This is a genomic window from Variovorax boronicumulans, from assembly GCF_030812215.1.
Lineage (GTDB): Bacteria > Pseudomonadota > Gammaproteobacteria > Burkholderiales > Burkholderiaceae_C > Variovorax > Variovorax boronicumulans_C.
Window position 1 is genome coordinate 961,432 of the sequence record NZ_JAUSSG010000001.1, and the last position, 25,060, is coordinate 986,491.

Here is a 25,060-nt window from a genome sequence, read left to right on the forward strand (position 1 = left end):
TTATCCTGATTGTTAGCAGAATGCTGTAGGGAGTTTTTCACCGCATGCAGCGGAGGCGGGCACCTTTAAATGCGCGCATTGCCTTTGCTGCAGGCTTCGGGGCCAAAAGCCCCACTGACCTGATGGAGGCGTGACCATGGATGTGATCAGCAACTTTGCCGCCCGCTACGAGCGCACCCGCGAGGAGGTGATCTCCCTGCAGGAATACCTCGATATCTGCAAGCGCGATCCCACTGCCTACGCCACCGCCTCCGAGCGCATGCTCAAGGCCATCGGGGAGCCCGAACTGGTCGATACCCGCAACGACCCCCGGCTTTCCCGCATCTTCGCCAACAAGGTCATCAAGATCTATCCGGCGTTCAAGGAGTTCTATGGCATGGAGGACGCCATCGAACAGGTGGTGTCCTATTTCCGCCACGCCGCGCAGGGGCTGGAGGAAAAGAAGCAAATCCTTTACCTCCTCGGGCCGGTCGGCGGCGGCAAGAGTTCGATCGCGGAGCGCCTGAAGCAGCTCATGGAGCACGTGCCCTTCTATGCGATCCATGGTTCGCCGGTGAACGAATCGCCGCTCGGGCTCTTCGATGCGATCGAGGACGGCGAGATCCTTGAAAAGGAATACGGCATCCCGCGCCGTTACCTGAATCGAATTCTCTCCCCCTGGGCCGTCAAGCGCCTGGAGGAATACGGCGGCGACATCCGCCAGTTCAAGGTGGTCAAGCGCTTCCCTTCGGTGCTCCGGCAGATTGCAGTCGCCAAGACCGAGCCGGGCGACGAGAACAACCAGGACATCTCCTCGCTGGTCGGCAAGGTCGACATCCGCAAGCTGGAGACCTACGCCCAGGACGACCCGGACGCCTACGCCTACTCGGGGGGCCTGTGCCTGGCCAACCAGGGCCTCCTGGAGTTCGTGGAAATGTTCAAGGCGCCCATCAAGGTGCTGCACCCGCTGCTCACGGCCACGCAGGAGAGCAACTTCAAGGGCACCGAAGGCTTTGGCGCCATCCCGTTCGACGGCATCGTGCTCGCGCACAGCAACGAGAGCGAGTGGAAGGCCTTCCGCAACAACAAGAACAACGAGGCTTTCCTCGACCGGATCTACATCGTCAAGGTGCCCTACTGCCTGCGCGCCTCGGAAGAAATCAAGATCTACGAGAAGCTGGTGCGCAACTCGTCGCTCGCCCAGGCGCCCTGCGCCCCGGGCACCTTGCGCATGATGGCGCAGCTGTCGGTGCTCACGCGCCTGAAGGAGCCCGAGAACTCCAGCACCTTCAGCAAGATGCAGGTGTACGACGGCGAGAACCTGAAGGACACCGACCCCAAGGCCAAGTCGATCCAGGAGTACCGCGACTACGCGGGCGTCGACGAGGGCATGAGCGGCGTCTCCACGCGCTTCGCCTTCAAGATCATCTCCAAGGTCTTCAACTTCGACAGCTCCGAGGTGGCCGCCAACCCGGTGCACCTGATGTACGTGCTCGAGCAGCAGATCGAGCGCGAGCAGTTCCCGCCGGAGGTCGAGCAGAAGTACATCAGCTACATCAAGGAGCTGCTGGCGCCGCGCTATGCCGAATTCATCGGCAAGGAAATCCAGACCGCCTACCTCGAGAGCTACAGCGAGTACGGCCAGAACATCTTCGACCGCTACGTGACCTACGCCGACTACTGGATCCAGGACCAGGAGTTCCGCGACGTGGACACCGGCGAGGTGTTCGACCGCGCCTCGCTCAACGCCGAGCTCGAGAAGATCGAGCGGCCCGCCGGCATCGGCAACCCGAAGGACTTCCGCAACGAGATCGTCAATTTCGTGCTGCGCGCGCGGGCCGGCAACGCGGGGCGCAACCCGGCGTGGACCAGCTACGAAAAGCTGCGTGCGGTGATCGAGAAGAAGATGTTCTCCAACACCGAGGAGCTGCTGCCGGTGATCAGCTTCAACACCAAGAGCAGCGCCGACGAGCAGAAGAAGCACGAGGACTTCGTCACGCGCATGGTCGAGAAGGGCTACACCGCCAAGCAGGTCCGCCTCTTGTGCGAGTGGTACCTGCGCGTTCGCAAGAGTTCATAACGACGACCCTTCGTTCGTCCTCTTTTTGCAAGGAGCTTTGACACCATCGTGGCCATCCTGCAGCAGATCATCGACCGCCGGCTATCGGGCAAGAACAAGTCCATTGGCAACCGCGAGCGCTTTCTCCGGCGCTACAAGGGGCAGATCCAGGAGGCGGTGCGGCGCGCAGTCAGCGGCCGCAACATCCGCGAACTGGAGCAAGGCGAAGACGTGACCCTGCCGCGCCACGATGTGTCCGAACCGGTGTTCGGACATGCCCGCGGCGGCGACCGCGAGTACGTGCATCCGGGCAACCAGGAGTACCTCAAGGGCGACCGCATCGCCCGTCCCGACGGCCAGGGTGGCGGCGGCTCCGGGAGCGGCGAGGCGAGCGACAGCGGCGAGGGCGAGGACGACTTCGTCTTCCGCCTCACGCGCGAGGAGTTCATGCGCGTCTTCTTCGACGACCTCGCGCTGCCGCACCTCATTCGCACGCAGATCGCCGACGTGCCCGAGTGGAAAAGCCACCGCGCCGGCTTCACGAGCGACGGCTCGCCCAACAACCTGCACGTGGTGCGCTCGATGCGCGGGGCACTCGCGCGCCGCATCGCGCTCGGCGGCGAACCCCGCAAGGAACTCAAGCGGCTGGAGCTGCATCTGGAACACTTGAAGCAGCATCCGCAGGCCGCCTCGGCGCTGATCCAGACGGAAATCCGCGAGACCGAGGAGCGCATCGCCGAGCTGCGCCGCACGATGCGGCACGTGCCCTACATCGACCCTATCGACCTGCGCTACCGCAACCGGGTGAAGACGCCGGTGCCCAGCGCGAAGGCGGTGATGTTCTGCCTCATGGACGTGTCCGGTTCGATGGACGAGGCGCGCAAGGACATGGCCAAGCGCTTCTTCATGCTGCTGTACATGTTCCTCACGCGGCACTACGAGAAGATCGACCTCGTCTTCCTGCGGCACCACACGCAGGCGCAGGAAGTGACCGAGGAAGAGTTCTTCCACGCCACCGAAACCGGCGGCACCGTGGTCTCGAGCGCGCTGGTGCTGATGGACGAGATCATCAAGGCGCGCTACCCCAGCGGCGAATGGAACGTCTACGGCGCGCAGGCCAGCGACGGCGACAACTGGCACCAGGACAGCGGCCGCTGCCGCGAACTGCTGGTCAACGACATCCTGCCGGTGGTGCGCTACTACGCCTACGTGCAGGTGGCCGAGACCGAACAGAACCTGTGGCAGGAGTACGCGCAGCTCGAAGGCGTGCAGCCCAACTTCGCCATGCGCAAGGTGTCCGACGCACAGGACATCTACCCCGTGTTCCGCGACCTGTTCAAGAAGGAAGGGGTCACCTCATGAACACCACCGCCGCCACCGACCGCCCTCCTTCGGACCTGAAGCTGGAGCGCCTGCCCAGTCCCTCGGACTGGACCTTCGAGCTCATCGAGACCTACCACACCGAGATCGCCAAGACCGCCAAGGGCTTCGGCCTGGACACCTACCCCAACCAGCTCGAGGTGATCACCGCCGAGCAGATGATGGACGCTTATGCCAGCGTGGGCATGCCGATGATCTACCGCCACTGGTCGTACGGCAAACAGTTCATCGCGACCGAGAAGAACTACAAGCGCGGCCACATGGGCCTGGCCTACGAGATCGTCATCAACTCCGATCCGTGCATCGCCTACCTGATGGAAGAAAACACCATGGCCATGCAGGCCCTGGTGATCGCGCACGCGGCCTACGGCCACAACAGCTTCTTCAAGGGCAACTACCTGTTCCGGATGTGGACCGATGCGTCGTCGATCATCGATTACCTCGTCTATGCGCGCCACTACATCGCCGAGTGCGAGGAGCGGCACGGCCTCGATGCAGTCGAGGAACTGCTCGACTCCTGCCATGCGCTGATGAACTACGGCGTCGACCGCTATCGCCGTCCGCAGAAGCGTTCGTTGGCACAAGAGAGCGCGCAGCGTGCCGACCGCGAACGCCACATGCAGCAGCAGGTGAACGATCTCTGGCGCACGCTGCCCAAGCGCGCCGAGCAGGCGGCCGAGTCCGACGCGACGCGCCGTTTCCCCTCGGAGCCGCAAGAGAACCTGCTGTACTTCATCGAGAAGAACGCCGCGCTGCTCGAACCCTGGCAGCGCGAGGTGGTGCGCATCGTGCGCAAGATCGCGCAGTACTTCTATCCGCAGCGCCAGACGCAGGTCATGAACGAAGGCTGGGCCACCTTCTGGCACTACACGCTGCTCAACACGATGTACGAACGCGGCCAGCTGGCCGATGGCTTCATGATGGAATGGCTCAGCTCGCACACGGGCGTGATCTTCCAGCCGCCGGTGGGCCACCGCGCCTACAGCGGCATCAATCCGTATGCGCTGGGCTTCAAGATGTTCACCGACCTGCGGCGCATCTGCGAGAAGCCCACCGAGGAAGACCGCCGCTGGTTCCCCGACTTCGCGGGCACCGACTGGGTCAAGACGCTCGACTACGCGATGCGCAACTTCAAGGACGAGAGCTTCGTCGGCCAGTTCCTGAGCCCGAAGACGATGCGCGACTTCCGGCTGTTCGCGATCCGCGACTACCAGAGCGAGGCTGAACTCGAGGTGTCCGCCATCCACGACGACAGCGGCTACCAGTCGCTGCGCGAATCGCTGTCACGCCAGTACGACATCAGCAGCCGCGAGCCCGACATCCAGGTGTGGAGCGTGGCCACGCGCGGCGACCGGTCGCTCACCCTGCGTCACACGCAGCGCAACAACCTGCCGCTGCACGACGGCGCGGAGGAAGTGCTCAAGCACGTTGCGCGGCTCTGGGGTTTCGATGTGCACCTCGAAAGCATCGACAGTGCGGGGCGCATCAGCCGCAGCTGGAAGGCCACGGCGCCCAAGCAGCTTTATTGATTCGCCGGCGGTTCAGGGGACCAGCGCGGCAATCGCCAGCGTGTAGCCCTTGACGCCCAGCCCGACGATGATCCCGCGCGCCGCAGGCGAGATGTACGACTTGTGGCGAAACTCTTCCCGCGCATGCACGTTCGAGATGTGCAGCTCGATCAGCGGCACGCTCGCGCCCTTGATCGCATCGTGCAGCGCGATCGAGGTGTGGGTGTAGGCGCCGGGGTTCATCACCACGCCGAGCATGTTGCCCGCGGCCACTTCGCGGCCCGCTTCCTGGATCCAGTCGACCAGCACGCCTTCGTGGTTCGACTGGCGGCATTCGATCTCGACGCCGAGCTTCACGCCGGTTTCCTTGCATAGGCGCTCGACATCGGCCAGCGTGTCGCGTCCGTATTGCTCGGGCTCGCGCGTGCCGAGCAGGTTGAGGTTGGGGCCGTTGAGGACGAGGATTTTCTTCATGGTGAATCGGGGTCTGGTCGAGGCAGAGACGACAATTATGGTCGCCCCACGGCCCTGTGAAACACACCCCATGAACACTGCCCCTGCTTCCCACGACATGCCTCGCTGGTATCCCGTGGCCCTCTCGGCCGACCTGCGCCCCGGCGCCAACATCGTCGCCGGCTTCGCAGAAGGCCAGGAGCTCGCGCTCTGGCGTTCGGCCGACGGCGCGGCGCAGGCCTGGGACAACCGGTGCCCGCACCGCAGCGTGCGCTTCACGCTCGGCCGGGTGGTCGAAGACCGCCTCTCCTGCGCGTACCACGGCTGGCAGTACGCCGCGGGCAACGGGCAGTGCGTGAGCATTCCGGCCCACCCGGCGATGCAGGCGCCGCGCAACGTCTGCGCCAAGGTGTTCGGCGCGGTCGATGCGGCCGGCATGTTGTGGGTCAATCTTTTGTCGCAAGACGCGTCTGCCGCGCCGCCGTCGCTGGCCGATGCCGTGCCGGCCGGCTGGCACTTCTGCCGCACGCTGACGCTGCGCGCCGGCGCAAAGGACGTGCGCGATGCGCTTGCACAGCACGGCTTGGCGGCCGATACGGCAGCGGGCGCATTTCGCGGCGTGCTCGAAGGGGTGCAGTCCGTTGCACTGGTGCTCGACGCGCAGCCGCAGCTCACCTTCGTCCACCTGTGGACCGAGGCATCCCCCGGCTCCGACGCGATGAAGACCCTGCACACGGCCGCGCGCAACCTGCGCGGCGCCATCGAAACACAAGGCTGAAGGAACGACCGCGATGCCCTTCATCACCGACGACGCCAACATGCTCGACGACTGGCTGGTCGTCGGGCCCGCTACTGCGCTGGCCGGCGCCTCCGGACAGCAACCGCATGCCACCCGCCTGCTCGGTGAAACGCTGGCGCTCTGGGCCGATGCCGACGGCGCACCGCAATGCCGCCTCGCCGCACAGCCGCTGGCCGTGCAATCGCGCTACGGCTACCTCTGGGTCTGCCCGAGCGGCCGCCCCGCGCGCCCGCTCTTCGCATTCCCGGAGTACACCGAAGCCGGCCGCCGCACCGTCGATTGCGGCGGCATCGGCGTCGCGGTGTCGGGCCTGCGCGTGATCGAGAACTTCCTCGACATGGCGCATTTCCCGTTCGTGCACGCCAACTACCTCGGCCAGGTTCCGCACACCGAGGTCGCGCCCTACCAGGTGAACATCGACCCCGCCACCGGCGAAATCTGGGCCACCGACTGCCGTTTCTGGCAACCCCGCGCCTCGGCCGCACACGACACCGGCGCCAACGTGCTCTACAAGTACCGCGTGATGCAGCCCTTCTCGGCCATGCTCTACAAGTCGAGCATGCGCCCCGACGCGCAGGACGCCATCGCCCTCTTCCTGCAGCCGATCGACGACGAGCACGTGATCGCCCACACAATGCTTGCCTGCTTCGACGACGTCTCCACGGACGCCGAACTCATCGCCTTCCAGCAGACGATCTTCGGGCAGGACAAGCCGATCCTGGAGAACCACGCCTTCAAGCGCATGCCGCTCGAAGGCCGCGCCGAGACGCCGACGCGCGGGGACACGTCCTCGGTGGCCTACCGACGCTGGCTGCGCGAGCGTGGCATGCGCTTCGGCACGAGGGCCGCGGCATGAGCGGGATGCTCAAGCTCTACGACCACCCGCTCTCGGGCAACTGCTTCAAGGTGCGGCAGATGTTGGCGTGGCTCGGCGTTGCACACGAAGCCGTGCCGGTGGATTTTTATCCCGGGCGTGCGCACAAGTCGGCCGCATTTCTCGCAAAGGTCAATCCGCTCGGGCAGATCCCGGTAATCGACGACGGCGGCTTCATGCTGCGCGATGCGCAGGCCATCCTGGTCTACCTCGCGAGCCGCCACGACGCGCAGCACCGCTGGTATCCGAACGATGCGAAGCTGCGCGGCCAGGTCGCGATGTGGCTCGCCACGGCCGACGAAATCACGCGCACCGCCTCGGCCGCCCGGTTGCACGACGCACTTGGCTACCACCACCTGGACATCGACGCCTGCCGCAGCGGCGCGCGCGCCGTGTTTCGCGTGCTCGACGACCACCTCGCCGAACAGGCCAGCGCGGGCCTTCGCTGGCTCGCGTCGTCACCCGATCCGACGATTGCCGACCTCGCCTGCTTTCCGTATGTCGCACTGGCCGGCGAAGGCGGCATCTCGCTGGATGAGTTTCCGGCCCTCCGCAACTGGGTCTGGGATTTCCGACACCTCCCCGGGTTCATCGGGATGTCGGGTATCTTCCCTGCTGGCCCTGCCTGAGTATTCTTGGGGCCTCGCCTCCCCACCCTCTCTTCCCCCCCGAACCCGCCATGAAAACCAAAGCCGCCGTCGCCTGGAAATCCGGAGCCCCGCTCACCATCGAAACCGTGGACCTCGAAGGACCGAAGTTCGGCGAAGTGCTGGTCGAGATCAAGGCCACCGGCATCTGCCACACCGACTACTACACGCTCTCGGGCGCCGACCCCGAAGGCATCTTTCCCGCGATCCTCGGCCATGAAGGCGCGGGCATCGTGGTCGATGTGGGCCCCGGCGTCACGACGCTGAAAAAGGGCGACCACGTCATCCCGCTCTACACGCCCGAGTGCCGCCACTGCAAGTTCTGCCTCTCGCGCAAGACCAACCTCTGCCAGCTGATCCGCGGCACGCAGGGCAAGGGCCTGATGCCCGACGGCACCTCGCGCTTCAGCCTCGACGGCAAGCCCATCGCGCACTACATGGGCACCTCGACCTTCAGCAACTACACGGTCGCCCCCGAAATCTCGCTCGCCAAGATCCGTGAGGACGCGCCCTTCGACAAGGTCTGCTACATCGGCTGCGGCGTCACCACCGGCATCGGCGCGGTGATCTTCACGGCCAAGGTCGAAGCCGGCGCCAACGTGGTGGTGTTCGGCCTCGGCGGCATCGGCCTGAACGTCATTCAAGGCGCGAAGATGGTGGGCGCCGACAAGATCATCGGCGTGGACCTCAACCCCGAGCGCGAAGCCATGGCCCGCAAGTTCGGCATGACGCACTTCATCAACCCGACGAACACCGAGAACGTGGTCGATGCCATCGTGCAGCTGACCGACGGCGGCGCGGACTACAGCTTCGAGTGCATCGGCAACACCAAGGTGATGCGCCAGGCACTTGAATGCACGCACAAGGGCTGGGGCCGCAGCATCATCATCGGCGTGGCCGAGGCGGGTGCGGAAATCAGCACGCGGCCGTTCCAGTTGGTCACCGGCCGCAAGTGGGAAGGCTCGGCCTTCGGCGGCGCGCGCGGCCGCACCGACGTGCCGAAGATCGTGGACTGGTACATGGAAGGCAAGATCAACATCGACGACCTGATCACGCACACCATGCCGCTGGAAGACATCAACAAAGGGTTCGATCTGATGAAGCGCGGCGAATCGATTCGCGGCGTGGTCCTGTACTGAGCACCGCGAGGCACCAGCAGCCATGAACCGCATGGAGCCATTGCGCAAGATCGAAGCGGGCGTCCTCGAAGTCGCGTACCACGACACCGGCCCCGCAGATGGCCCGCCCGTGCTGCTGATGCACGGCTTTCCGTACGACATCCACACGTATGCCGAAGTCGCGCCGATGCTCGCAGGCCAAGGCTGCCGTGTCATCGTGCCGTACATGCGCGGCTATGGCGCCACGCGCTTCCTCGCCGACGCCACGCCGCGCTCGGGCGAACAGGCGGCGTTCGGCGCCGACCTGCTCGCGCTGCTCGACGCGCTGAAGATCGACCGCGCGGTGCTCGCCGGCTACGACTGGGGCGGCCGCGCCGCCTGCGTGGTCGCGGCGCTGTGGCCCGAGCGCTGCGCGGGGCTGGTCTCGCTCAACAGCTACAACATCCAGAACATCGCGAAGGCGATGGAGCCGGACACGGCCGAGAACGAGCACAGCCTCTGGTACCAGTACTACTTCCACAGCGAACGCGGCCGCGCCGGGCTTGCGAAAGACCGCAAGGCCATCGCGAAGCTGCTGTGGAAACTGTGGTCGCCGACCTGGCAGTTCGACGACGCCACCTTCGCGCGCAGCGCCGCCGCGTTCGATCATCCGGATTTCGTCGACGTGGTGATCCACTCGTACCGCCACCGCTTTGGCCTCGTGCCCGGCGACCCGGCGTATGCGGACATCGAACGCCGCCTCGCCGCGCAGCCCATGATCACCGTGCCCGCCATCACCTTCGACGGCATCGACGACGGTGTGCGGCCACCGGCCGACGCGTCGGCCCACGCGCACCGTTTCAGCGGACCGCGCTCGCACCGCCTCGTGCCCGGCGCGGGCCACAACCTGCCGCAGGAAGCGCCCCGCACCTTCGCCGACGCCGTGCTCGAACTGGTGCCCGCACTGCGCAACGAAAAGCCATGACCGACCACACACCCAAGACCCTGTCCGAACACCCCTGCTTCGGCGGCGTGCAGAGCTTTCACGAACACGCCTCGCAAGAGATCGGGCTTCCGATGCGCTTCTCGGTCTACCTGCCGCCGCAGGCTGCGAACGGACCGGTGCCGGCGCTCCTCTACCTCGCGGGCCTCACCTGCAACGAGGAGACCTTCGCCATCAAGGCCGGCGCGCAGCGCATGGCCGCGAGCCTGGGCCTTGCGCTGATCGCGCCCGACACCAGCCCGCGCGGCCCCGCCGCCGAGTGCGTGCCCGGCGCGAAGGACGACTGGGACTTCGGCATCGGCGCAGGCTTCTACCTCGACGCCACGCGCGAGCCCTGGGCCACGCACTGGCGCATGGAGAGCTGGATCGTCCACGAGCTGCTGCCGCTGGTGGCGCAGCACTTCGCGATCGACGGGCAGCGTATCGGCATCTTCGGCCACTCGATGGGCGGCCATGGCGCGCTCACGCTGGCGCTGCGGCACCCGGGGCGCTTCAAGTCGCTCTCGGCTTTCGCGCCGATCTGCGCGCCCACGCAGTGCCCGTGGGGCGAGAAGGCGTTCAACGGCTACCTCGGTGCGCCGGGCGTGGACCGCGCGCAGTGGCTCGCGCACGACGCCAGTGCGCTCATGCGCTCGCAGACCGTCGCGCCGTATCCGCAGGGCATCCTCATCGACCAGGGGCTGGCCGACAAATTCCTCGCGGAGCAACTGCACCCCGAGGCCTTCGAGGGGGCCTGCTTCGCCGCGGGCCAGCCGCTCACGCTGCGCCGGCACGCGGGCTACGACCATGGCTACTACTTCATCCAGAGCTTCATGGCCGACCACATCGCGCACCACGCGCAATCGCTGCACGCGCAGCAGCCCTGATCGACGACGGCGGGCACGCGCCGTATCATGAAACGCATGTCCGCCGCCCAAATTCCCGCCTTCCACCTGCGGTCGCGCGATGGCACCGCCGAAGAGAGCATCGTGCTGGCCGGCATCTGGCGCCGCGCATGGATCTCGGCCAACCGCAACGCCGCCTTCACCGAACCGATCTCACACTGGCTGCGGCGCGTGCAGACCGAATTCGTGCCGCCGGCCGATGTGGTGCTGGCCGAGCGCGATGGCCAGGTGCTCGCGTTCATGGTGCTGCTGGAGCGGCGCGAGTACGTGGCGCAGCTCTTCGTCGAGCCGCACCTGCGCAACCAGGGCCTCGGGCAGGCGCTGCTCGACGAGGCATGCGTGCGCATACCGACCGGCTGGCGCCTGCACGTGGCCACCACCAATACCGCCGCGCAGCGCTTCTACGAACGCTACGGCCTCGTGCGCGGTACGGTCGACCGGCACCCGACCAGCGGTCGCGAACGCATCGCCTACCATTGGTCGCCCTCCCGCCCGCCATGGCGCGTGAGCTGAGCGGCCCTTCATTTCTTCTTCCACATGCGCATCGATCACATCGCACTCTGGACCACCGATCTCGAACGCTGCAAGCGCTTCTATATCGACTACTTCGGCGCGACGGCCGGCGCGGGTTATGTCAATCCGGCCAAGGGTTTCGCCTCGTGCTTCCTGAGCCTGGGCGATGGCGCCCGCATCGAGGCGATGACGACCAGCACGCTCGCGCCCGTGACGGCCGAACCCGGTGCGCAGCGCATGGGTTGGACGCACCTGGCGATCAGCGTGGGCTCCGATGCCGCTGTCGATGAACTCACGCAGCGCCTGAAGGCCGACGGCTATCCGCTGCTCGACGGCCCGCGCCGCACCGGCGACGGCTACTACGAGAGCGTGGTGCTCGACCCCGACGGCAACCGCATCGAGATCACGGCCTGAGGGCGAAGGAACACCCCGTGCACTACCTCCTGATCTACGACACCGCCCCCGACTACCTGGAACGCCGCGGCGAATTCCGCGACGTGCACCTGGCCTTCGCGTGGCAGGCAGTGGAGCGCGGCGAGCTGCTGCTCGGAGGCGCCACCGGCAACCCGCCCGACGGCGCCGTGCTGCTGTTCGAAACCGACTCGCCCGATGTGCCGGCGGCTTTCGCCAAGGCCGATCCGTATGTGCTCAACGGCATCGTGACGGGCTGGCGGGTGAAGGCCTGGAACACGGTGGTCGGCGCGGAGGCATCGACGCCGGTCAGGCCGAACGCGCCGCGATGAGCGATTTCGTCCAGAGCCTGCACGAGGTCTTCGAGCGCCTGGGCCGCATCCAGACGCGCCGCATGTTCGGCGGACACGGCGTATGGCACGAGGGCCGCATGATCGCGCTCGTCGCGAAGGACACGCTCTACCTGAAGTCCGATGCCGGCAGCGCCGAGCATTTCGACCGGCTGAACCTGCCGCCCTTCACCTATGTGCGGCAAGGCAAGGAGATGCCGATGTCGTACCGCCTCGCGCCCGCGGATCTCTTCGAGGACCGCGAAGAAGCCGCGCGCTGGGGCCGCCTCGCCTACGAAGCCGCCCTGCGTTCGGGCCAGCCGCCCAAACAGCCCAAGCCAAAGTCCACCCCCAAGCCGCAGCAGCGAAGAAAGCCGCAGCGAAAAAGACACCCGCAAAGAAAGCCCCAGTGAAGACCAAGAAAGCAGCCCCTCGGTGAGCGACAACACCTCTTCGTTGCCACCCCTCCCCGAACGCGAGCAGATCGCCCTGCTCCAGCCCTTCGACGGCCTGGACCTGAAGGACATCGTCGTCGTCGCCACGCTGCAGGAGGCCGAGCACGCAGCCGCGACCTTGCTGGCCGCGGGTGTCGCCGGCTTCGACACCGAATCCAAGCCCACATTCGCGAAGAACGAGGTTTCGGGCGGCCCGCACGTGGTGCAGTTCTCCACGCGCGAGCGGGCCTGGCTCTTCCAGCTGCACCGCATCGAATGCAACCCGGTGGTCGCCGCGCTGATCGCCTCGAGCGAATTGAAGAAGGTGGGCTTCGGCCTCTCGACCGACCTCACGCTGATCCGCAACCGGCTGAACATCGAGCCGGGCGCGGTGTACGACATCGACAACGAATTCCGCCGCCGCGGCTACCGCAAGTCGGTGGGCGTGAAGACGGCGGTGGCGCTGGTGTTCGACCGGCGCTTCATGAAGTCGCGCAAGGCGACCACCTCGAACTGGGCCAACAGGCAACTGACGGAATCGCAGATCCGCTACGCGGCGAACGATGCCTATGCGTCGATCCGCGTGTACGACGCGCTGTTTGCCGGCGCCTAACCCTTCCGCTGATGGAGTGGAAACTGGCGCTATCACGGCAGCCTGTTGGGCAAGTGCAACTTACTGCACGAGCTGCGTCCTCTATTCCGCTCTTTGCAGTGTCTGTCTGTATCTCGCAGCACGGCAGAGTCTGCCAACTACTCCGCACTCTTTTGGGTTTGTTCGGTGATTGCGGCCGAGCGACCATTGTTTGCAAAGGTGCTGGACATAGAGGCCTCAGACTTTTTGAACGATCACTCGTCAAGGTCTGTGCGTGCCCTCTTCCATCTTTGCCGTTTCGCGGACCATTTCCGTCGGCAGCGCCGCCATGCCCAGCCTGCTGGGCAACCCCGCGCTGGAGTTCAAGTCGCTTGACGGCCGCGAGGCGTTGGGCGAACTCTTCGAATACACCGTCCGCCTGCAGACCCCCGACAGCCCAGCGCTCACCGAATACATAACCGCCAATGTGCCGATCAAGCAACTGATCGGCAAAGAGTTCAGCGTCTGCATCGAACTGGACGGCAAAGGCTTTGCGGTCCGTATGGGCGCCGGTACGCGGGAGATCAACGGCTTGGTGACCAGCGCCCGGTTCGTGCAGCACGAGAGCCGCCGAGGCATCTACGAAATCACTCTGCGGCCGTGGCTGATCCTTGCCACACGTACCAGCGACTACAGGATCTTCCAGAACAAGACGCCGCTGGAGATCATCGAGCAGGTCCTCGCGGACTACAACTTCCCCACTGAAAGGCGCGTCACCCATCGCTATCCAAAGCGCGTGTTTCAGGTCCAGTACGGCGAGACCGACTTCGAATTCATCACCCGGCTGATGCAGGAATTCGGCATCTACTATTTCTTCGAGCACAAGGAAGGTGCGCACAGGTTGGTGCTGCTGGACGATCTCGGGGCCCACAAGAAGTCCGAGAGCGAGGCCTACCGAACCATCAGCTACCACCCGCCAGGCTACAAGATCGACGAGGAATACTGCGACAACTTCTGCAGCATCGAGAACCTCGAATCGGGCCAGTGGGTTACCGACGATTTCGACTTCACCCAGCCGCGCGCAAGGCTCCAGCAGACCTCCCGGATGCCGCGCAACACGGGCAACAGCACGCAGGAGATCTACAAGTGGCCGGGCGACTACAGCGACCCGGGCGAAGGCTACGACCTCGCGCGAACCCGCATGGAAGCGACGGGCGCACCCGGTAGCCGTGGCCGGGGAAGCGGCAACCTGCGCGCGGTGGTGACGGGGTGCACCTTCTCGCTGGTCAACTATCCGCAGGATGCGGCGAACCGGGAGTATCTGGTCATCGCCAGCACTCTGCGCCTGCACGAAAGCGGGCATGCCAGCGGCCAGGAAGACTACGTTTGCCATACAGACTTCGAGGTTCAGCCCGCCAACAAGATCTTCCGCTCCCCGCAGACCCAGTCCAAGCCCCACACCACGGGCCCGCAAACGGCCATCGTCACCGGCCCGAATGGGCAGGAAATCTGGACCGACGAGTACGGCCGCATCAAGGTCAGCTTTCACTGGAACCGCTACTGCACCAAGGACGAGAACTCCTCCTGCTGGATCCGCGTGGCCTCCCCTTGGGCTGGCACCAACTTTGGCGGCATGCAGGTTCCTCGCATTGGTCAGGAAGTGATCGTCGACTTCGAGAATGGCGACCCCGACCGGCCCATCGTCACGGGGCGCGTCTACAACCGGCTGAACATGCCGCCCAGGCTACTGCCCGCACAGAAGAATCTCTCGGGCTTTCGCAGCCGCGAACTGAGCCCGGATGGCAGCGGGCTGGGTGCGCGAGGCAACCACCTGGAACTCGACGACCATCCCGGCAAGATCCAGGCGCAGCTCAAGAGCGATCACCTGAGCAGCAGCCTGAGTCTCGGATACATCGGGCGCATCGAAGACACGGCAGGTCGCAAGGATGACCGGGGCCAGGGTGTCGAACTGCGCACGGACGGCCATGGCGCCGTCCGCGCCGCCAAGGGTTTGCTGCTCACCACGGAGGCCAGGCCCAATGCGCAGGCGCACATCACCGACATGGGCGAGACCATCTTCAGGCTCACGCAGGCGCGCGATCTGCATGAGGGGCTGAGCGAGATGGCGCAGCAGGCCAAGGCACACAAGACGGGCGATCAGGACGCCGTCACGAAGGTCCTGAAAGAACACAACGACGCGATCAAGGGCAAGAGCGGCAACACGGCGCAGGGCCACTTCCCGGAACTCAACGAAGCCCATCTGGTGCTTGCCAGCCCGGCAGGCATTCACAGCACCGCCGGCACGGCGACGCACATCGCAAGCGTCGCGCACACCGCACTGAGCAGTGGCGGCCATACCAGCATCAGCGCAGGCAAGAGCCTGTTGGCCAGCGTCAAGGACGCTATGCGCCTCTTCGCCTACAAGGCCATTCGCCTGACGGCGGCCACCGCGGGCATCGACATCGTGGCGCTGCAGGACAGCATCAAGCTCATGGCCAAGCTAGACATCAAGCTGGAAGCCAACAGGATCAGCATCACCGCAAAAGAAGAGATCCTGATCAACGGAGGGAGTAGCTACACCCGATGGGATGCCTCGGGCATCGTGCATGGCACCAATGGTGTGTGGCGCGAGCATGCGGCTACGCACAGCTTGGTGGGGCCGGACTGTCTGCCAGTCCCGATTACTTCCTTCGACTCGCCCCAGGTGCTGCCGAAGAAGCACGGCAAGTTCCGTTTTTCTGTCTAAAGCCTGAGGCACATGATCATCAGCCCTCCTTTTCTCTCGCTGAGCGACATCCCCGTTTATGACGGGCAGTGTGTCAGGGATGTCATGCTAGGTGGCATTGTTGGCAGCGGCGCCTACCCGATCAGTCAGGCCATGGGCTGGCATGGTGGGCTTCACATCCATGCGCCGACCAACATGGAGCCCGTGCGCGCCATCGCCGACGGCACCGTGATTTTCAGGCGCGACGCGGGCAACGCGCGCTACGACAACGAGGACCACTCGACCGGTTGCGTTGTGATCCGCCACGTGACCGAGATCGGCGCGCAGGGCACCACGCCCGTGACTGCCACCTACTACTCCATCACCCAACATCTACGGCAACTGGATCGCGATCTGCCCGCTGTCGGCAGGACCATCTACCGCAAGGACAGGCTCGGACTGGCCGGCACCATCCACGGCGAGAGCGACCGCATCCATCTGGAAATCATCGCGGGCGACGCCGACACCCTCAAACTCGTCGGTCGCAGCACAGGCGAATTGGCAATTGGCGGCAACGGTCGCTCGGACGCGGTCTACGGCCAGATGTACGTGCTGATGCCCGCCAAGAGCCCGTGCTACGGTGCTCAGCCGGCCGGCGTTACCGCTCCCGCGGCCACGGGGGACACTGGCAACGACGACTTGATCGTTGCCATTCGGTATGAAACGGGGAGCGCGACGCTCACCACCCACAAACTCAACGGCGACATCGTTGGTACGGCACCCCAAGAAACCGGCGCCGAATACAACCTTTACACCGAAGCAAGCGCGCGCCATGGCCACCTGAGCACAGCCGACCAACTCATCAGCAGCCCCAGTGGTTGGTACGAGTTGCTGCGCTTCGGTCGCAATCTGGGCGTTGACCCCTTGCCTTTCAATGCAGCCCATTGGCGCAAGGTCGTCGTGCCGGGTCAGCCGGGCGGCGTCTGGATCAATCTGAATGCCGCCAACACCAGGAAATTCAGCGATGCCGATTTCCCACATTGGGCAGGCTGGAAGCTGATTGACGACGACGCCACCGACGACAACAGCCGATGTGACTCAACCGCGATCAACGCGATGCTGACCTCGCCGCCTCAACCCGGCGCCACGACGGTCCTTACACCAGTGCAGAAGGCGGCCGATCGCATGCGAAACCTGTGCAAACCCGACGTGCAGGAGAAATTGGCCAAGACCATTTGCAAGTTTCCAACCGAATGGGCAAAGGACGAGGTGCGCAAGCGCTGGGCATGGACGAGGGAGACCGGCAATCCTTCTGTGCCGTATCCGCTGGAAGACGAAACCGACTTCACGGAAATGACGGACTTCGCGCAGAAGCTTTGCTTCTGGGAAGAACTGCCTGCCGAAGACAAGAGCCGCCTGACGATCAAGCACTGGCATTTCCACCCAAGGGAATTCATCAAGCATTTCAGGATGTGTGGGTGGTTGAGCAAGATGGAGCTTTCAAGAACGCTAAGTACCGCGCCACCTGCAGGAAGGACTCGTGCAGACGCATTACGTGTCCCCATGAATGAGATGCTGCGCAAATACCGTGCGGCGAGCAGTCGCCAACGAACAGCACACTTCCTCGCACAAGTAGGTCATGAGACTGGGTGGTGGCAGTTTCGAGAAGAACTCGGCAATGAGAGGCATTTTCGGACCATGTACGAGGTAATTACCGTCTCGGAAGCGGCGGCGGACTATCGATCTGGAATCGCCCAACGCTTCAATCTTGTCCAGAGAGGGGAGAGTGAGCAAACATACGCAGCGCGTAGACCTGGTGTCCTCGTAATCAAGGCCCAGGGCATGGACAACGGATTGGCAAGCTCGGCGACAGGTGGGCAGGGAGGAGATGGCCCTAGATTCCGGGGGCGAGGGTTTCTGCAGATTACCGGACGACGCAACTACACAAGCTACAGCACTTTTCGCGGTCGCAATTTCACTACTGACCCGAACCCTCTATTGCTAGCCTCAGATGATTTGAATGCTTGTGACGCATCTGGTTTCTACTGGGCGAGAGAACGTGCAAACGCTGAAGCAGATGCTGGCACCGCACCGCGAAACGTTACGCGTGTAGGTGGGATTGTCAATCGCGGTAGTGCGAACAGAGTCCCCTTGCATGGGAACGAGCGGCAAACTGCATTCACCAGCATTTGGAGTCATTTGAATGATGCGGTTTGACAAGGTATTGCTTTGCCTTTCGCTTGTTTTTGTGATGCGCGCAACCATTGCCGATTCGCATCTTCCGGAGTGCTCAACTCCTCCTGCCGTTTTGATCGACGGGCTTAGTCGGACTGCTTGCGAAATTTCCCAGTCAGTAATGGTCGAGCGCTACTCAGGTCCGAAGCCAGCACACCCTTACGCCAGCGAGTTCGACCGGCGCAAGGTGGCGATTGCAATCGGAAAGAAAGCCGAATCCGTCACGACAGTGGCTGGGATAAGGGCCGGGCCTCGCGCTGTCCAAGTTCAAACCAGCTTGCTGTACCCCCCACTTGTTGACCAAGTAGCCAAGCGCTACCCGACTCCGAAGGCGCGCAGATATAAGCGCTGGGTGATTGGGTATGAACAAATTGAGTACGGCGCCCAAGGCTCCGCACAAGGATTCCCCTTGGAATGTGCAACGGCCGTTCACTCGACCACGCAAGCAACGAAGATCGTTGCAGAGTGCTTTCCACTTGAGGAAAGAGCCCGTTTCTTGAAAACATTGGACGCTGTACGAGGACTGCGCGGGCCTTGAAATGCTGCACCGGGTCTGGCCAACGGCGCAGTCCGAAGGAGGGCGATGCCCTGACCAACACTGCTGGACATGGCGATGTACACCAAGAAGTCATGGCAAGTCAGGTGAGCGCGGTCCGACTCTTTACGATTTTGGACCGCGCACGACGTTCGCAACTATCTTCAATCAATCGTCCACAGTGCAGATGCACTGTGGATACGTCCAACAGGCCTGGATATTCAAGAGAACTGCTGGCGAGCAGCGCCTTCAGTCCCGCCCCGCCTCCAGGATCGCCTGCGCGAGCCGGGCGGGATTGGAGAAGAACATCTCGTGGCTGCCAGGGCACTCCACCAGCCTGAAAAGCCCCAGCCGCTCCGACAGGCGCGGATGCCACGGCAGGCTGTGCGGCAGCGCGATGTCCTGCTGGCAGTTGACGTAGGACTTGCCGAGCGCAAGGGCTGCGAGCGGCTGCTTCAGCTGGATCTTGTCGGTGAAGGTGCGGTACGCGTGCGGGTTCAGCTTGTCGTAGGCCGCCTGCGCGAGCGCGAGGTCGGCATCGTTGATGAACGCATCGCGCCAGACTTCGAACGGCAAGGTCACCGCATTGCCGTTCGCGCCGGCGATGACGTCGAACATCGCCACGTAATGCGGCGGCACCATGTCGTTGAGCGATTCGCCGTCGAGCGGCACGAAGGCGTTGATGTAGACCAGCCGCTTCAACCGGTGCGCGATGCGATCGGCCACGCCCGAGATCACCATGCCGCCGTAGCTGTGGCCCGCGAGGCGCACTTCGGTCAGGTCTTTCTCCTCGATGTAGCGAACGGCCGAAGCGATTGCATCGTCGAGGCCGGTGGCCGCCCGGTCGTCGCCGGGCCGGTTGCCCGCCAGCGTCGGGCAATGCACCGCGTGGCCGGCTTTGCGCATGTGATCGGCCACGGCTTCGATTTCGGCGCCGGTGTGCCAGGCGCCATGGACGAGAACGTAGGTGTCGGACATGGATGTCTCCTTCTTCGGTGGAAAGGAGAACGACTGTAGGAACGGGGGCGCGCTCCGGATGGCCGCGGACTGCCAGGCCCATGGCCGATTCGTGCCATCTGCCGGGGTTGCCATTATTCAATAATTCAAAGATACTTGAATTATGGAAGAAAATGACGTCGTCCGATCCCTGGCTGCCCTCGCGCAGCCGATTCGCCTGAGGGTGTTTCGCGCACTGGTGGTGGCCGGCCCGGCGGGCCTGACACCCAGTGCGCTGACTGAAGCGCTGGAGGTTTCTGCCACAGGCTTGTCCTTCCATCTCAAGGAGCTCGTGCATGCGAGCCTGATCTCGCAGGAGCGACAGGGCCGCAACCTCATTTATCGCGCGTCGTTCGACCGGATGAACGCCCTGCTCGGCTACCTCACCGAGAACTGCTGCCAGGGAGAAGCGTGCCTCGTCGAAGGCGCCGCTCCGTGCGATTGCTGAAGAAAAGGGAGCACCTGTAAAGCGCTTCACGTTCACCTGCACATCGATGACTTCGCCAGGAGCATCGCCTTCTACTCCAACTTGTTTGCTGCGGCGCCCACGCGCGTTGAAGCCGACTATGCGAAATGGATCGTTGGCCTCGCCAACGCGTGTGCCCGGCCTCGACCATCCGCATGTTCAAAGAGATCACCCGACTTCCACCAACGAGAAACATCGTCATGGCTGAAAAAACCTACAACGTGCTCTTCATCTGCACGGGCAACTCCGCGCGCTCCATCCTGGCCGAGGGCCTGCTCAACGAGCTGGGCAAAGGGCGATTCAAGGCCTACTCTGCAGGCAGTCATCCCGCCGGCAAGGTCAACGCCTACGCATTGCTCACGCTGGACAAGATGCACCTTGCCACCACCGGCTATCGCAGCAAGAACTGGGACGAGTTCGCAAAGCCCGATGCGCCGGAGATGGACTTCGTTCTCACCGTCTGCGACAAGGCCGCCGGCGAGGTGTGCCCGGTATGGCCCGGCCAGCCGATGACCGCGCACTGGGGCGTGGCCGATCCCGCGGCGTTCGCGGGACCGCAGGAGGCCACCGAGCGTCAGTTCATGGACACGGCCCTCACGCTGAAGCGCCGGATCGAGCTGATGCTGGCCCTGCCCCTGGCCCGGCTCGACTCGATGGCCATCCAACGCGAGATCCGCGACATCGGCAAGGTTCGAAAGGCTGCGCAATGACGCTCAACGTACTCATTCTCTGCACCCACAATTCGGCCCGCAGCGTGCTGGCCGAGGGCATGCTCAACCACTGGGCCCGGAAGCTGGGCAAGGACGTGAAGGCGTTCAGCGCCGGCAGCGCGCCCAGCGGAAGGATCAACCCGTTCGCCATCGAGGTGCTGCAGGCTGCCGGCGTGAACACCGAAGGCTTTCGCAGCAAGAGCTGGGATGAATTCGCCACGCCGGTCATGCATGTGGTCATCACCGTCTGCGACAGTGCGGCGCAGGAAGCCTGCCCGTACTGGCCCGGCACGCGCGTCAAGGTGCATTGGGGATATCCGGACCCGTCCAACGCCGAGGGCGGCGACGACGCCAAGCGCCAGGCCTTCGAGCTCACGCGCCAGGCGATCTCCTATCGCATGCTGCAACTGCTCGCGCTGGACAACCCGGAAGCGATGAGCGACGCCGAGTTGCAAGAGCGGCTCAAGCGCATTTCCGCGAACTGACACCATGAGCGCAGTCATCGAAAGCCCGCGCGCCAGCGCGGCCCCCATGAGCGTGTTCGAGCGCTACCTGACGGTGTGGGTGTTCCTTTGCATCGTCGTGGGCATCGCGTTGGGACAGCTGTTCCCGGCGGTATTCCAAGCAGTGGGTCGCCTCGAGATCGCCAAGGTCAACATCCCCGTGGGCGTGCTGATCTGGGTAATGATCATCCCGATGCTGCTGCGAGTCGATTTCGCGGCCCTTGCGCAGGTGAAGAACCATTGGCGCGGCATCGGCGTGACGCTGTTCATCAACTGGGCGGTGAAGCCGTTCTCCATGGCCTTCCTGGCGTGGCTCTTCGTGCGACAGGTCTTTGCCGGCCACCTGCCGGCCGACCAGCTCGACAGCTACGTGGCCGGCCTGATCCTGCTGGCCGCAGCGCCCTGCACAGCGATGGTCTTCGTCTGGAGCCGGTTGACGGGCGGGGACCCGGTCTTCACGCTGTCGCAGGTCGCGTTGAACGACGCCATCATGGTGTTCGCCTTCGCGCCCATCGTCGGCCTGTTGCTGGGCCTGTCGGCGATCACCGTGCCCTGGGACACGCTCATCACCTCGGTGGCGCTCTACATCGTCTTGCCGGTGATCTTCGCGCAGGTGCTGCGCAAGCAGTTGCTGAAGGCAGGGCCTGCCGCATTCGAGCGCGCCATGCATCGCATCGGACCGTGGTCGATCGCAGCCCTGCTGCTGACGCTCGTGCTCCTGTTCGCCTTCCAGGGCGAAGCCATCATCCGGCAACCGCTGGTGATCGCGATGCTCGCGGTGCCGATCCTGATCCAGGTGGTGCTGAACTCCGGCCTGGCCTACTGGCTCAACCGAAAGCTCGGCGAGAAGCACAACATTGCATGTCCTTCAGCGCTGATCGGCGCATCCAACTTCTTCGAGCTGGCGGTGGCCGCAGCCATCAGCCTGTTCGGCTTTCACTCGGGGGCCGCGCTGGCAACGGTAGTCGGCGTGCTGATCGAAGTGCCGATCATGCTGGCCGTGGTCAAGGTCGTGAACTCTTCGCGGGACTGGTATGAATCCTGAGCTTCCCAACGTCGATCTCGCGCTGTTCGCAAGACCCGATCCAAATCTTCTGCTGCCGCCGCCAGCACAGCGCTCGACGCATGCGCCGCGCATCCTGCTTCTGTACGGCTCGGTTCGCGAACGCTCCTACAGCCGGTTGCTCACGGAAGAAGCGGCACGACTGCTTCGCGCGCTGGGGGCGGGGACGCGAGTCTTCGATCCGCGCGGGCTCCCGCTCCCGGACGCCGAACCCGACAGTCACCCGAAGGTGCAGGAACTGCGAGAACTCGCGCAGTGGGCCGAAGGCATGGTGTGGACATCGCCCGAACGCCACGGCGCGATGACCGGCATCATGAAAGCGCAGATCGACTGGATCCCGCTGGCCGTCGGCTCGGTGCGCCCCACGCAGGGCAAGACGCTCGCGGTGATGGAAGTGTCGGGTGGCTCGCAATCGTTCAATGCGGTCAATCAACTGCGCGTGCTGGGCCGCTGGATGCGCATGATCACGATCCCCAACCAGTCGTCGGTCGCGAAGGCCTTCCTCGAATTCGAGGAGAACGGCCGCATGAAGCCCTCGCCCTACTACGAGCGCGTGGTCGACGTGATGGAAGAGCTGGTGAAGTTCACCCTGCTCACGCGCGACTGCGCGGATTACCTGGTCGACCGCTACAGCGAGCGGCGCGAGAGCGCGGAGGCGCTGTCCAGACGGGTCAACCTGCGCAGCATCTGAGCAAGGCCAACGCAGCGTGCAACACAGGACCACGACGACCGTGCTGCTCGGGGTGGCCCAGACCCTGGCGTGGGCCTCGTCCTACTACCTCCCTGCGGTGCTGGCCGGCGCCATCGGCAAGGACATCGGCATTTCCACGTCCACGGTCTTCGGCGCTTTCTCGGTTGCACTGCTCGTTTCCGCCGGCATCGGGCCGTACGCCGGCCGGCTCATCGACCGCCGCGGCGGGCGTCCGGTGCTCATCGCCAGCAACGTGGCGTTTGCCGCAGGGCTGGCCACGCTGAGCCAGGCCACGCATGCCAGCCATGTGTTCGCCGCCTGGGCGCTGATGGGCCTGGCCATGGGCAGCGGGCTCTATGAAGCAGCGTTCGCAACCGTGGTGCGCCTGCATGGCCAGGATGCGCGCAGCGCAATCACCGGCATCACACTGTTCGCAGGCTTTGCGAGCACCGTGGGTTGGCCGTTGTCGGCCTATCTGGAAAGCACCGTGGGCTGGCGCGGGGCGTGCCTTGCCTGGGCGGCGTTGCATCTGGTGATCGGTCTTCCACTCAATGTGCTGCTGCCACGCGCCTCTCGCCCCGGCCAGGCGTCGTCGAATGAAGCAACTGCCGCCCGGAAGGACACTGGCGCTGGACTTGCACCAGCGCAGCAGCGTCGCGCCGCCTTCCTGATGGCCTACGTCTTTGCCGTCACCTGGTTCATCAGCACGGCGATGGCCGCACACCTTCCGGAGTTGCTGTTGGCCAGCGGCGCCACGCTGGCCGCGGCGGTTGGCATCGCCGCCCTGGTCGGGCCGGCCCAGGTGGTGGGGCGGGTGATCGAGTTCACTTTTCTAAAGCGCGCGCACCCGCTGCTCTCGGCCCGATTGGCCACGCTCGCTCACCCGCTGGGCGCACTTTGCCTTGGCTTGTCCGGTACTTCGGCCGCTGCTGTCTTCGCGGTGTTGCACGGCTTGGGAAACGGCATCCTGACCATCGCCATCGGGACGCTTCCGCTGTTGATCTTCGGTGCCGAGGGCTACGGGCAGCGACAGGGGTTCCTCATGGTGCCGGCGCGCATCGTTCAGGCCGGTGCACCCTTCTTGTTCGGGCTGGCAGTGGAACGATGGGACGACGGGGCCCTGTGGTTCTCGGCGCTGCTCGGCCTGTCGGCCTTCCTGGCGCTGTGGATCATGGCGATGGACATGGGAAAGAAGGAGCCCGCCGTGCCCCCGGCCTCAGGGGCGAAGGCGCCGTAGCTCCCCCGGCGTGCGCCCCAGGTGCCTTCGGCACTGCCGCACGAAGTGCGAGGCATCGCAGAGCCCGACGCGGCACCCGATCTCCGCGACGCTCAACCGGTCGAAGCGTGCATCGGCCAGCATGCGCTGCGCCACCTGCATGCGAAAGCCCGCGAGCGCGGTCGCGAACGTTGTGGCGCCATCGGCCAGGCACCGGTGCAGGCTGCGCTCCGAAATCCCCAGCTCGCGCGCCACGCCCGCGGCCGTGAGGCCCGGCTCGGCATGGCGCTCGCGGATGGCGTCGAGCACGCGCCGGCGAAGGGCTGCGCGACCGCCCTGGTCGGGCGTCACCGACGCCGCGAGCGCCTCCTGCCCGAACGCCAGCGAGAGCAGGCCACCCAATTGGTCGGTCAGCAGCGCCGGGGTCAGCGGTGGCTTCGCGGCCACCTCGGGTGTCAGCTGCTGCGCGAAGGCACTGAGCACACCGCCCCAGCCGCTGCGCCCATCGATGCGGCGCGCCACGAGGTCGCCGGCCTCGGGCAGCCACGACTCGACCCAGGCGGTCGGCAATTCGAGCGAGAGGGTGTCGGCCGATTGCTGCAGGTGAAACGCGTAGCAGCGCCGCGAATCGACCAGCACCACGTCGCCGGGCAGCATGCGCGCGGAGCGTTCTTCCTGCACCGCCACCCAGGGCGAATCGGTCTTGCAGAGCAGGTAGTAATAGTTGTTGCGGCTGTGGGCGATGGCGCGGCGCGTGCGGTAGACGTCCTGCGCGGTGCCGCGCACCCGGTTCACGCCGATGGGGCCGAGCGGCGCGGATTCGAGCGTGGCGCCGAACGCGCCAGCCTCGGTGCTGGTCACGTCCATTTCGAGAAAGCCTTCGCAGATCGCACCGATCCAGTAGTCCAGCCGCTGCGGCGGCGGCACGGCATCGGTCGACCAGGCGTGGATGGCGACGGGCGCGGAAACAGCGGCGGTGGCGGCGGGAGTCATCCGCCAA

Annotated in this window: 26 protein-coding genes and 1 pseudogene; 24 read left to right on the forward strand and 3 right to left on the reverse strand. The window is 64.8% G+C overall.

Features of this window, described 5'->3' with window-relative positions:
* The first annotated feature begins 136 nt into the window (after positions 1-136).
* The 3 genes from J2W23_RS04510 to J2W23_RS04520 are packed head-to-tail and all read left to right on the forward strand — an operon-like array spanning position 137 to position 4,947.
* Complete coding sequence (locus J2W23_RS04510) at positions 137-2,059, forward strand: PrkA family serine protein kinase (protein WP_176658564.1); 1,923 nt, start codon at positions 137-139, stop codon at positions 2,057-2,059.
* Between the two features lie 48 nt (positions 2,060-2,107).
* Positions 2,108-3,400: a YeaH/YhbH family protein gene (locus J2W23_RS04515; protein ID WP_176658565.1), complete on the forward strand. Its 1,293-nt coding sequence runs from the start codon at positions 2,108-2,110 to the stop codon at positions 3,398-3,400.
* Positions 3,397-4,947 carry a SpoVR family protein gene (locus tag J2W23_RS04520; protein WP_176658566.1) on the forward strand — a complete coding sequence of 517 codons (1,551 nt, stop codon included), beginning with the start codon at positions 3,397-3,399 and terminating at the stop codon, positions 4,945-4,947. Before J2W23_RS04515 ends, J2W23_RS04520 begins: the two co-directional genes overlap by 4 nt.
* Positions 4,948-4,959: 12 nt before the next feature.
* Here the strand turns inward: J2W23_RS04520 and aroQ are convergent, their stop codons facing one another.
* Positions 4,960-5,400, reverse strand: a complete 441-nt coding sequence (aroQ, locus tag J2W23_RS04525) for a type II 3-dehydroquinate dehydratase (RefSeq protein ID WP_307647810.1) — start codon at positions 5,398-5,400, stop codon at positions 4,960-4,962.
* Positions 5,401-5,470: 70 nt separating this feature from the next.
* On the opposite strand from aroQ, the gene J2W23_RS04530 reads away from it, so the two are divergent.
* The 14 genes from J2W23_RS04530 to J2W23_RS04595 all read left to right on the forward strand — a co-directional run bounded on the left by J2W23_RS04530 (position 5,471) and on the right by J2W23_RS04595 (position 18,418).
* A complete protein-coding gene (locus J2W23_RS04530; protein WP_307647811.1) occupies positions 5,471-6,157 on the forward strand; it encodes a Rieske 2Fe-2S domain-containing protein in 687 nt (228 codons plus the stop codon).
* A gap of 13 nt (positions 6,158-6,170) precedes the next feature.
* On the forward strand, positions 6,171-7,034 hold the full coding sequence (locus J2W23_RS04535; RefSeq protein WP_307647812.1) for an aromatic ring-hydroxylating oxygenase subunit alpha: 864 nt from the start codon (positions 6,171-6,173) through the stop codon (positions 7,032-7,034).
* The gene (locus J2W23_RS04540) at positions 7,031-7,681 is read left to right on the forward strand and encodes a glutathione S-transferase family protein (RefSeq protein WP_307647813.1); all 651 of its coding nucleotides are present in this window, start codon (positions 7,031-7,033) and stop codon (positions 7,679-7,681) included. Before J2W23_RS04535 ends, J2W23_RS04540 begins: the two co-directional genes overlap by 4 nt.
* 50 nt (positions 7,682-7,731) lie before the next feature.
* Positions 7,732-8,838, forward strand: a complete 1,107-nt coding sequence (locus J2W23_RS04545) for an S-(hydroxymethyl)glutathione dehydrogenase/class III alcohol dehydrogenase (protein ID WP_307647814.1) — start codon at positions 7,732-7,734, stop codon at positions 8,836-8,838.
* Positions 8,839-8,860: 22 nt separating this feature from the next.
* Positions 8,861-9,781, forward strand: coding sequence for an alpha/beta fold hydrolase (locus tag J2W23_RS04550; RefSeq protein ID WP_307647815.1), 921 nt, complete (start codon positions 8,861-8,863; stop codon positions 9,779-9,781).
* Positions 9,778-10,665: an S-formylglutathione hydrolase gene (gene fghA / locus J2W23_RS04555; protein ID WP_307647816.1), complete on the forward strand. Its 888-nt coding sequence runs from the start codon at positions 9,778-9,780 to the stop codon at positions 10,663-10,665. Before J2W23_RS04550 ends, fghA begins: the two co-directional genes overlap by 4 nt.
* A gap of 36 nt (positions 10,666-10,701) precedes the next feature.
* On the forward strand, positions 10,702-11,196 hold the full coding sequence (locus J2W23_RS04560; protein WP_307647817.1) for a GNAT family N-acetyltransferase: 495 nt from the start codon (positions 10,702-10,704) through the stop codon (positions 11,194-11,196).
* Between the two features lie 24 nt (positions 11,197-11,220).
* Positions 11,221-11,610 (forward strand): VOC family protein, encoded by a 390-nt coding sequence (locus J2W23_RS04565; protein WP_307647818.1) that lies wholly within the window; start codon positions 11,221-11,223, stop codon positions 11,608-11,610.
* 17 nt (positions 11,611-11,627) lie between these two features.
* Positions 11,628-11,939: a YciI-like protein gene (locus J2W23_RS04570; protein WP_176658574.1), complete on the forward strand. Its 312-nt coding sequence runs from the start codon at positions 11,628-11,630 to the stop codon at positions 11,937-11,939.
* Positions 11,936-12,349: a TfoX/Sxy family protein gene (locus J2W23_RS04575; RefSeq protein ID WP_307647819.1), complete on the forward strand. Its 414-nt coding sequence runs from the start codon at positions 11,936-11,938 to the stop codon at positions 12,347-12,349. Before J2W23_RS04570 ends, J2W23_RS04575 begins: the two co-directional genes overlap by 4 nt.
* 22 nt (positions 12,350-12,371) lie before the next feature.
* A complete protein-coding gene (locus J2W23_RS04580; protein WP_176658576.1) occupies positions 12,372-12,983 on the forward strand; it encodes a 3'-5' exonuclease in 612 nt (203 codons plus the stop codon).
* Positions 12,984-13,290: 307 nt separating this feature from the next.
* Positions 13,291-15,687 carry a type VI secretion system Vgr family protein gene (locus tag J2W23_RS04585; protein ID WP_307648064.1) on the forward strand — a complete coding sequence of 799 codons (2,397 nt, stop codon included), beginning with the start codon at positions 13,291-13,293 and terminating at the stop codon, positions 15,685-15,687.
* Positions 15,688-15,699: 12 nt separating this feature from the next.
* Positions 15,700-17,862 (forward strand): hypothetical protein, encoded by a 2,163-nt coding sequence (locus tag J2W23_RS04590; protein ID WP_307647820.1) that lies wholly within the window; start codon positions 15,700-15,702, stop codon positions 17,860-17,862.
* Complete coding sequence (locus J2W23_RS04595; protein WP_307647821.1) at positions 17,849-18,418, forward strand: hypothetical protein; 570 nt, start codon at positions 17,849-17,851, stop codon at positions 18,416-18,418. The genes J2W23_RS04590 and J2W23_RS04595 overlap by 14 nt, the downstream gene beginning before the upstream one ends.
* Before the next feature lie 246 nt (positions 18,419-18,664).
* On the opposite strand, the gene J2W23_RS04600 is transcribed toward J2W23_RS04595, so the two are convergent.
* Entirely contained in the window at positions 18,665-19,393 is a 729-nt protein-coding gene (locus tag J2W23_RS04600) for an alpha/beta fold hydrolase (protein ID WP_176658577.1), read from the reverse strand.
* 142 nt (positions 19,394-19,535) lie between these two features.
* On the opposite strand from J2W23_RS04600, the gene J2W23_RS04605 reads away from it, so the two are divergent.
* From J2W23_RS04605 to J2W23_RS04635, 7 genes and pseudogenes are all read left to right on the forward strand, one after another.
* Positions 19,536-19,859, forward strand: coding sequence for an ArsR/SmtB family transcription factor (locus tag J2W23_RS04605; RefSeq protein ID WP_176658578.1), 324 nt, complete (start codon positions 19,536-19,538; stop codon positions 19,857-19,859).
* A gap of 36 nt (positions 19,860-19,895) precedes the next feature.
* Positions 19,896-19,994, forward strand: a pseudogene (locus J2W23_RS04610) (ArsI/CadI family heavy metal resistance metalloenzyme); the annotation flags it as partial.
* 83 nt (positions 19,995-20,077) lie between these two features.
* Positions 20,078-20,587, forward strand: a complete 510-nt coding sequence (locus J2W23_RS04615; RefSeq protein ID WP_307647822.1) for an arsenate reductase ArsC — start codon at positions 20,078-20,080, stop codon at positions 20,585-20,587.
* A complete protein-coding gene (locus tag J2W23_RS04620; RefSeq protein ID WP_307647823.1) occupies positions 20,584-21,072 on the forward strand; it encodes an arsenate reductase ArsC in 489 nt (162 codons plus the stop codon). The genes J2W23_RS04615 and J2W23_RS04620 overlap by 4 nt, the downstream gene beginning before the upstream one ends.
* 4 nt (positions 21,073-21,076) lie before the next feature.
* Positions 21,077-22,135: an ACR3 family arsenite efflux transporter gene (arsB, locus tag J2W23_RS04625; protein ID WP_176658581.1), complete on the forward strand. Its 1,059-nt coding sequence runs from the start codon at positions 21,077-21,079 to the stop codon at positions 22,133-22,135.
* Positions 22,125-22,844, forward strand: a complete 720-nt coding sequence (gene arsH / locus J2W23_RS04630; protein ID WP_307647824.1) for an arsenical resistance protein ArsH — start codon at positions 22,125-22,127, stop codon at positions 22,842-22,844. Before arsB ends, arsH begins: the two co-directional genes overlap by 11 nt.
* Positions 22,845-22,860: 16 nt before the next feature.
* Positions 22,861-24,081, forward strand: a complete 1,221-nt coding sequence (locus J2W23_RS04635; protein ID WP_307647825.1) for an MFS transporter — start codon at positions 22,861-22,863, stop codon at positions 24,079-24,081.
* Here J2W23_RS04635 and J2W23_RS04640 read toward each other — a convergent pair.
* Complete coding sequence (locus J2W23_RS04640; RefSeq protein ID WP_307647826.1) at positions 24,061-25,053, reverse strand: AraC-like ligand-binding domain-containing protein; 993 nt, start codon at positions 25,051-25,053, stop codon at positions 24,061-24,063. The two genes, J2W23_RS04635 and J2W23_RS04640, sit on opposite strands and share 21 nt — an antisense overlap.
* Between the last annotated feature and the right edge of the window lie 7 nt (positions 25,054-25,060).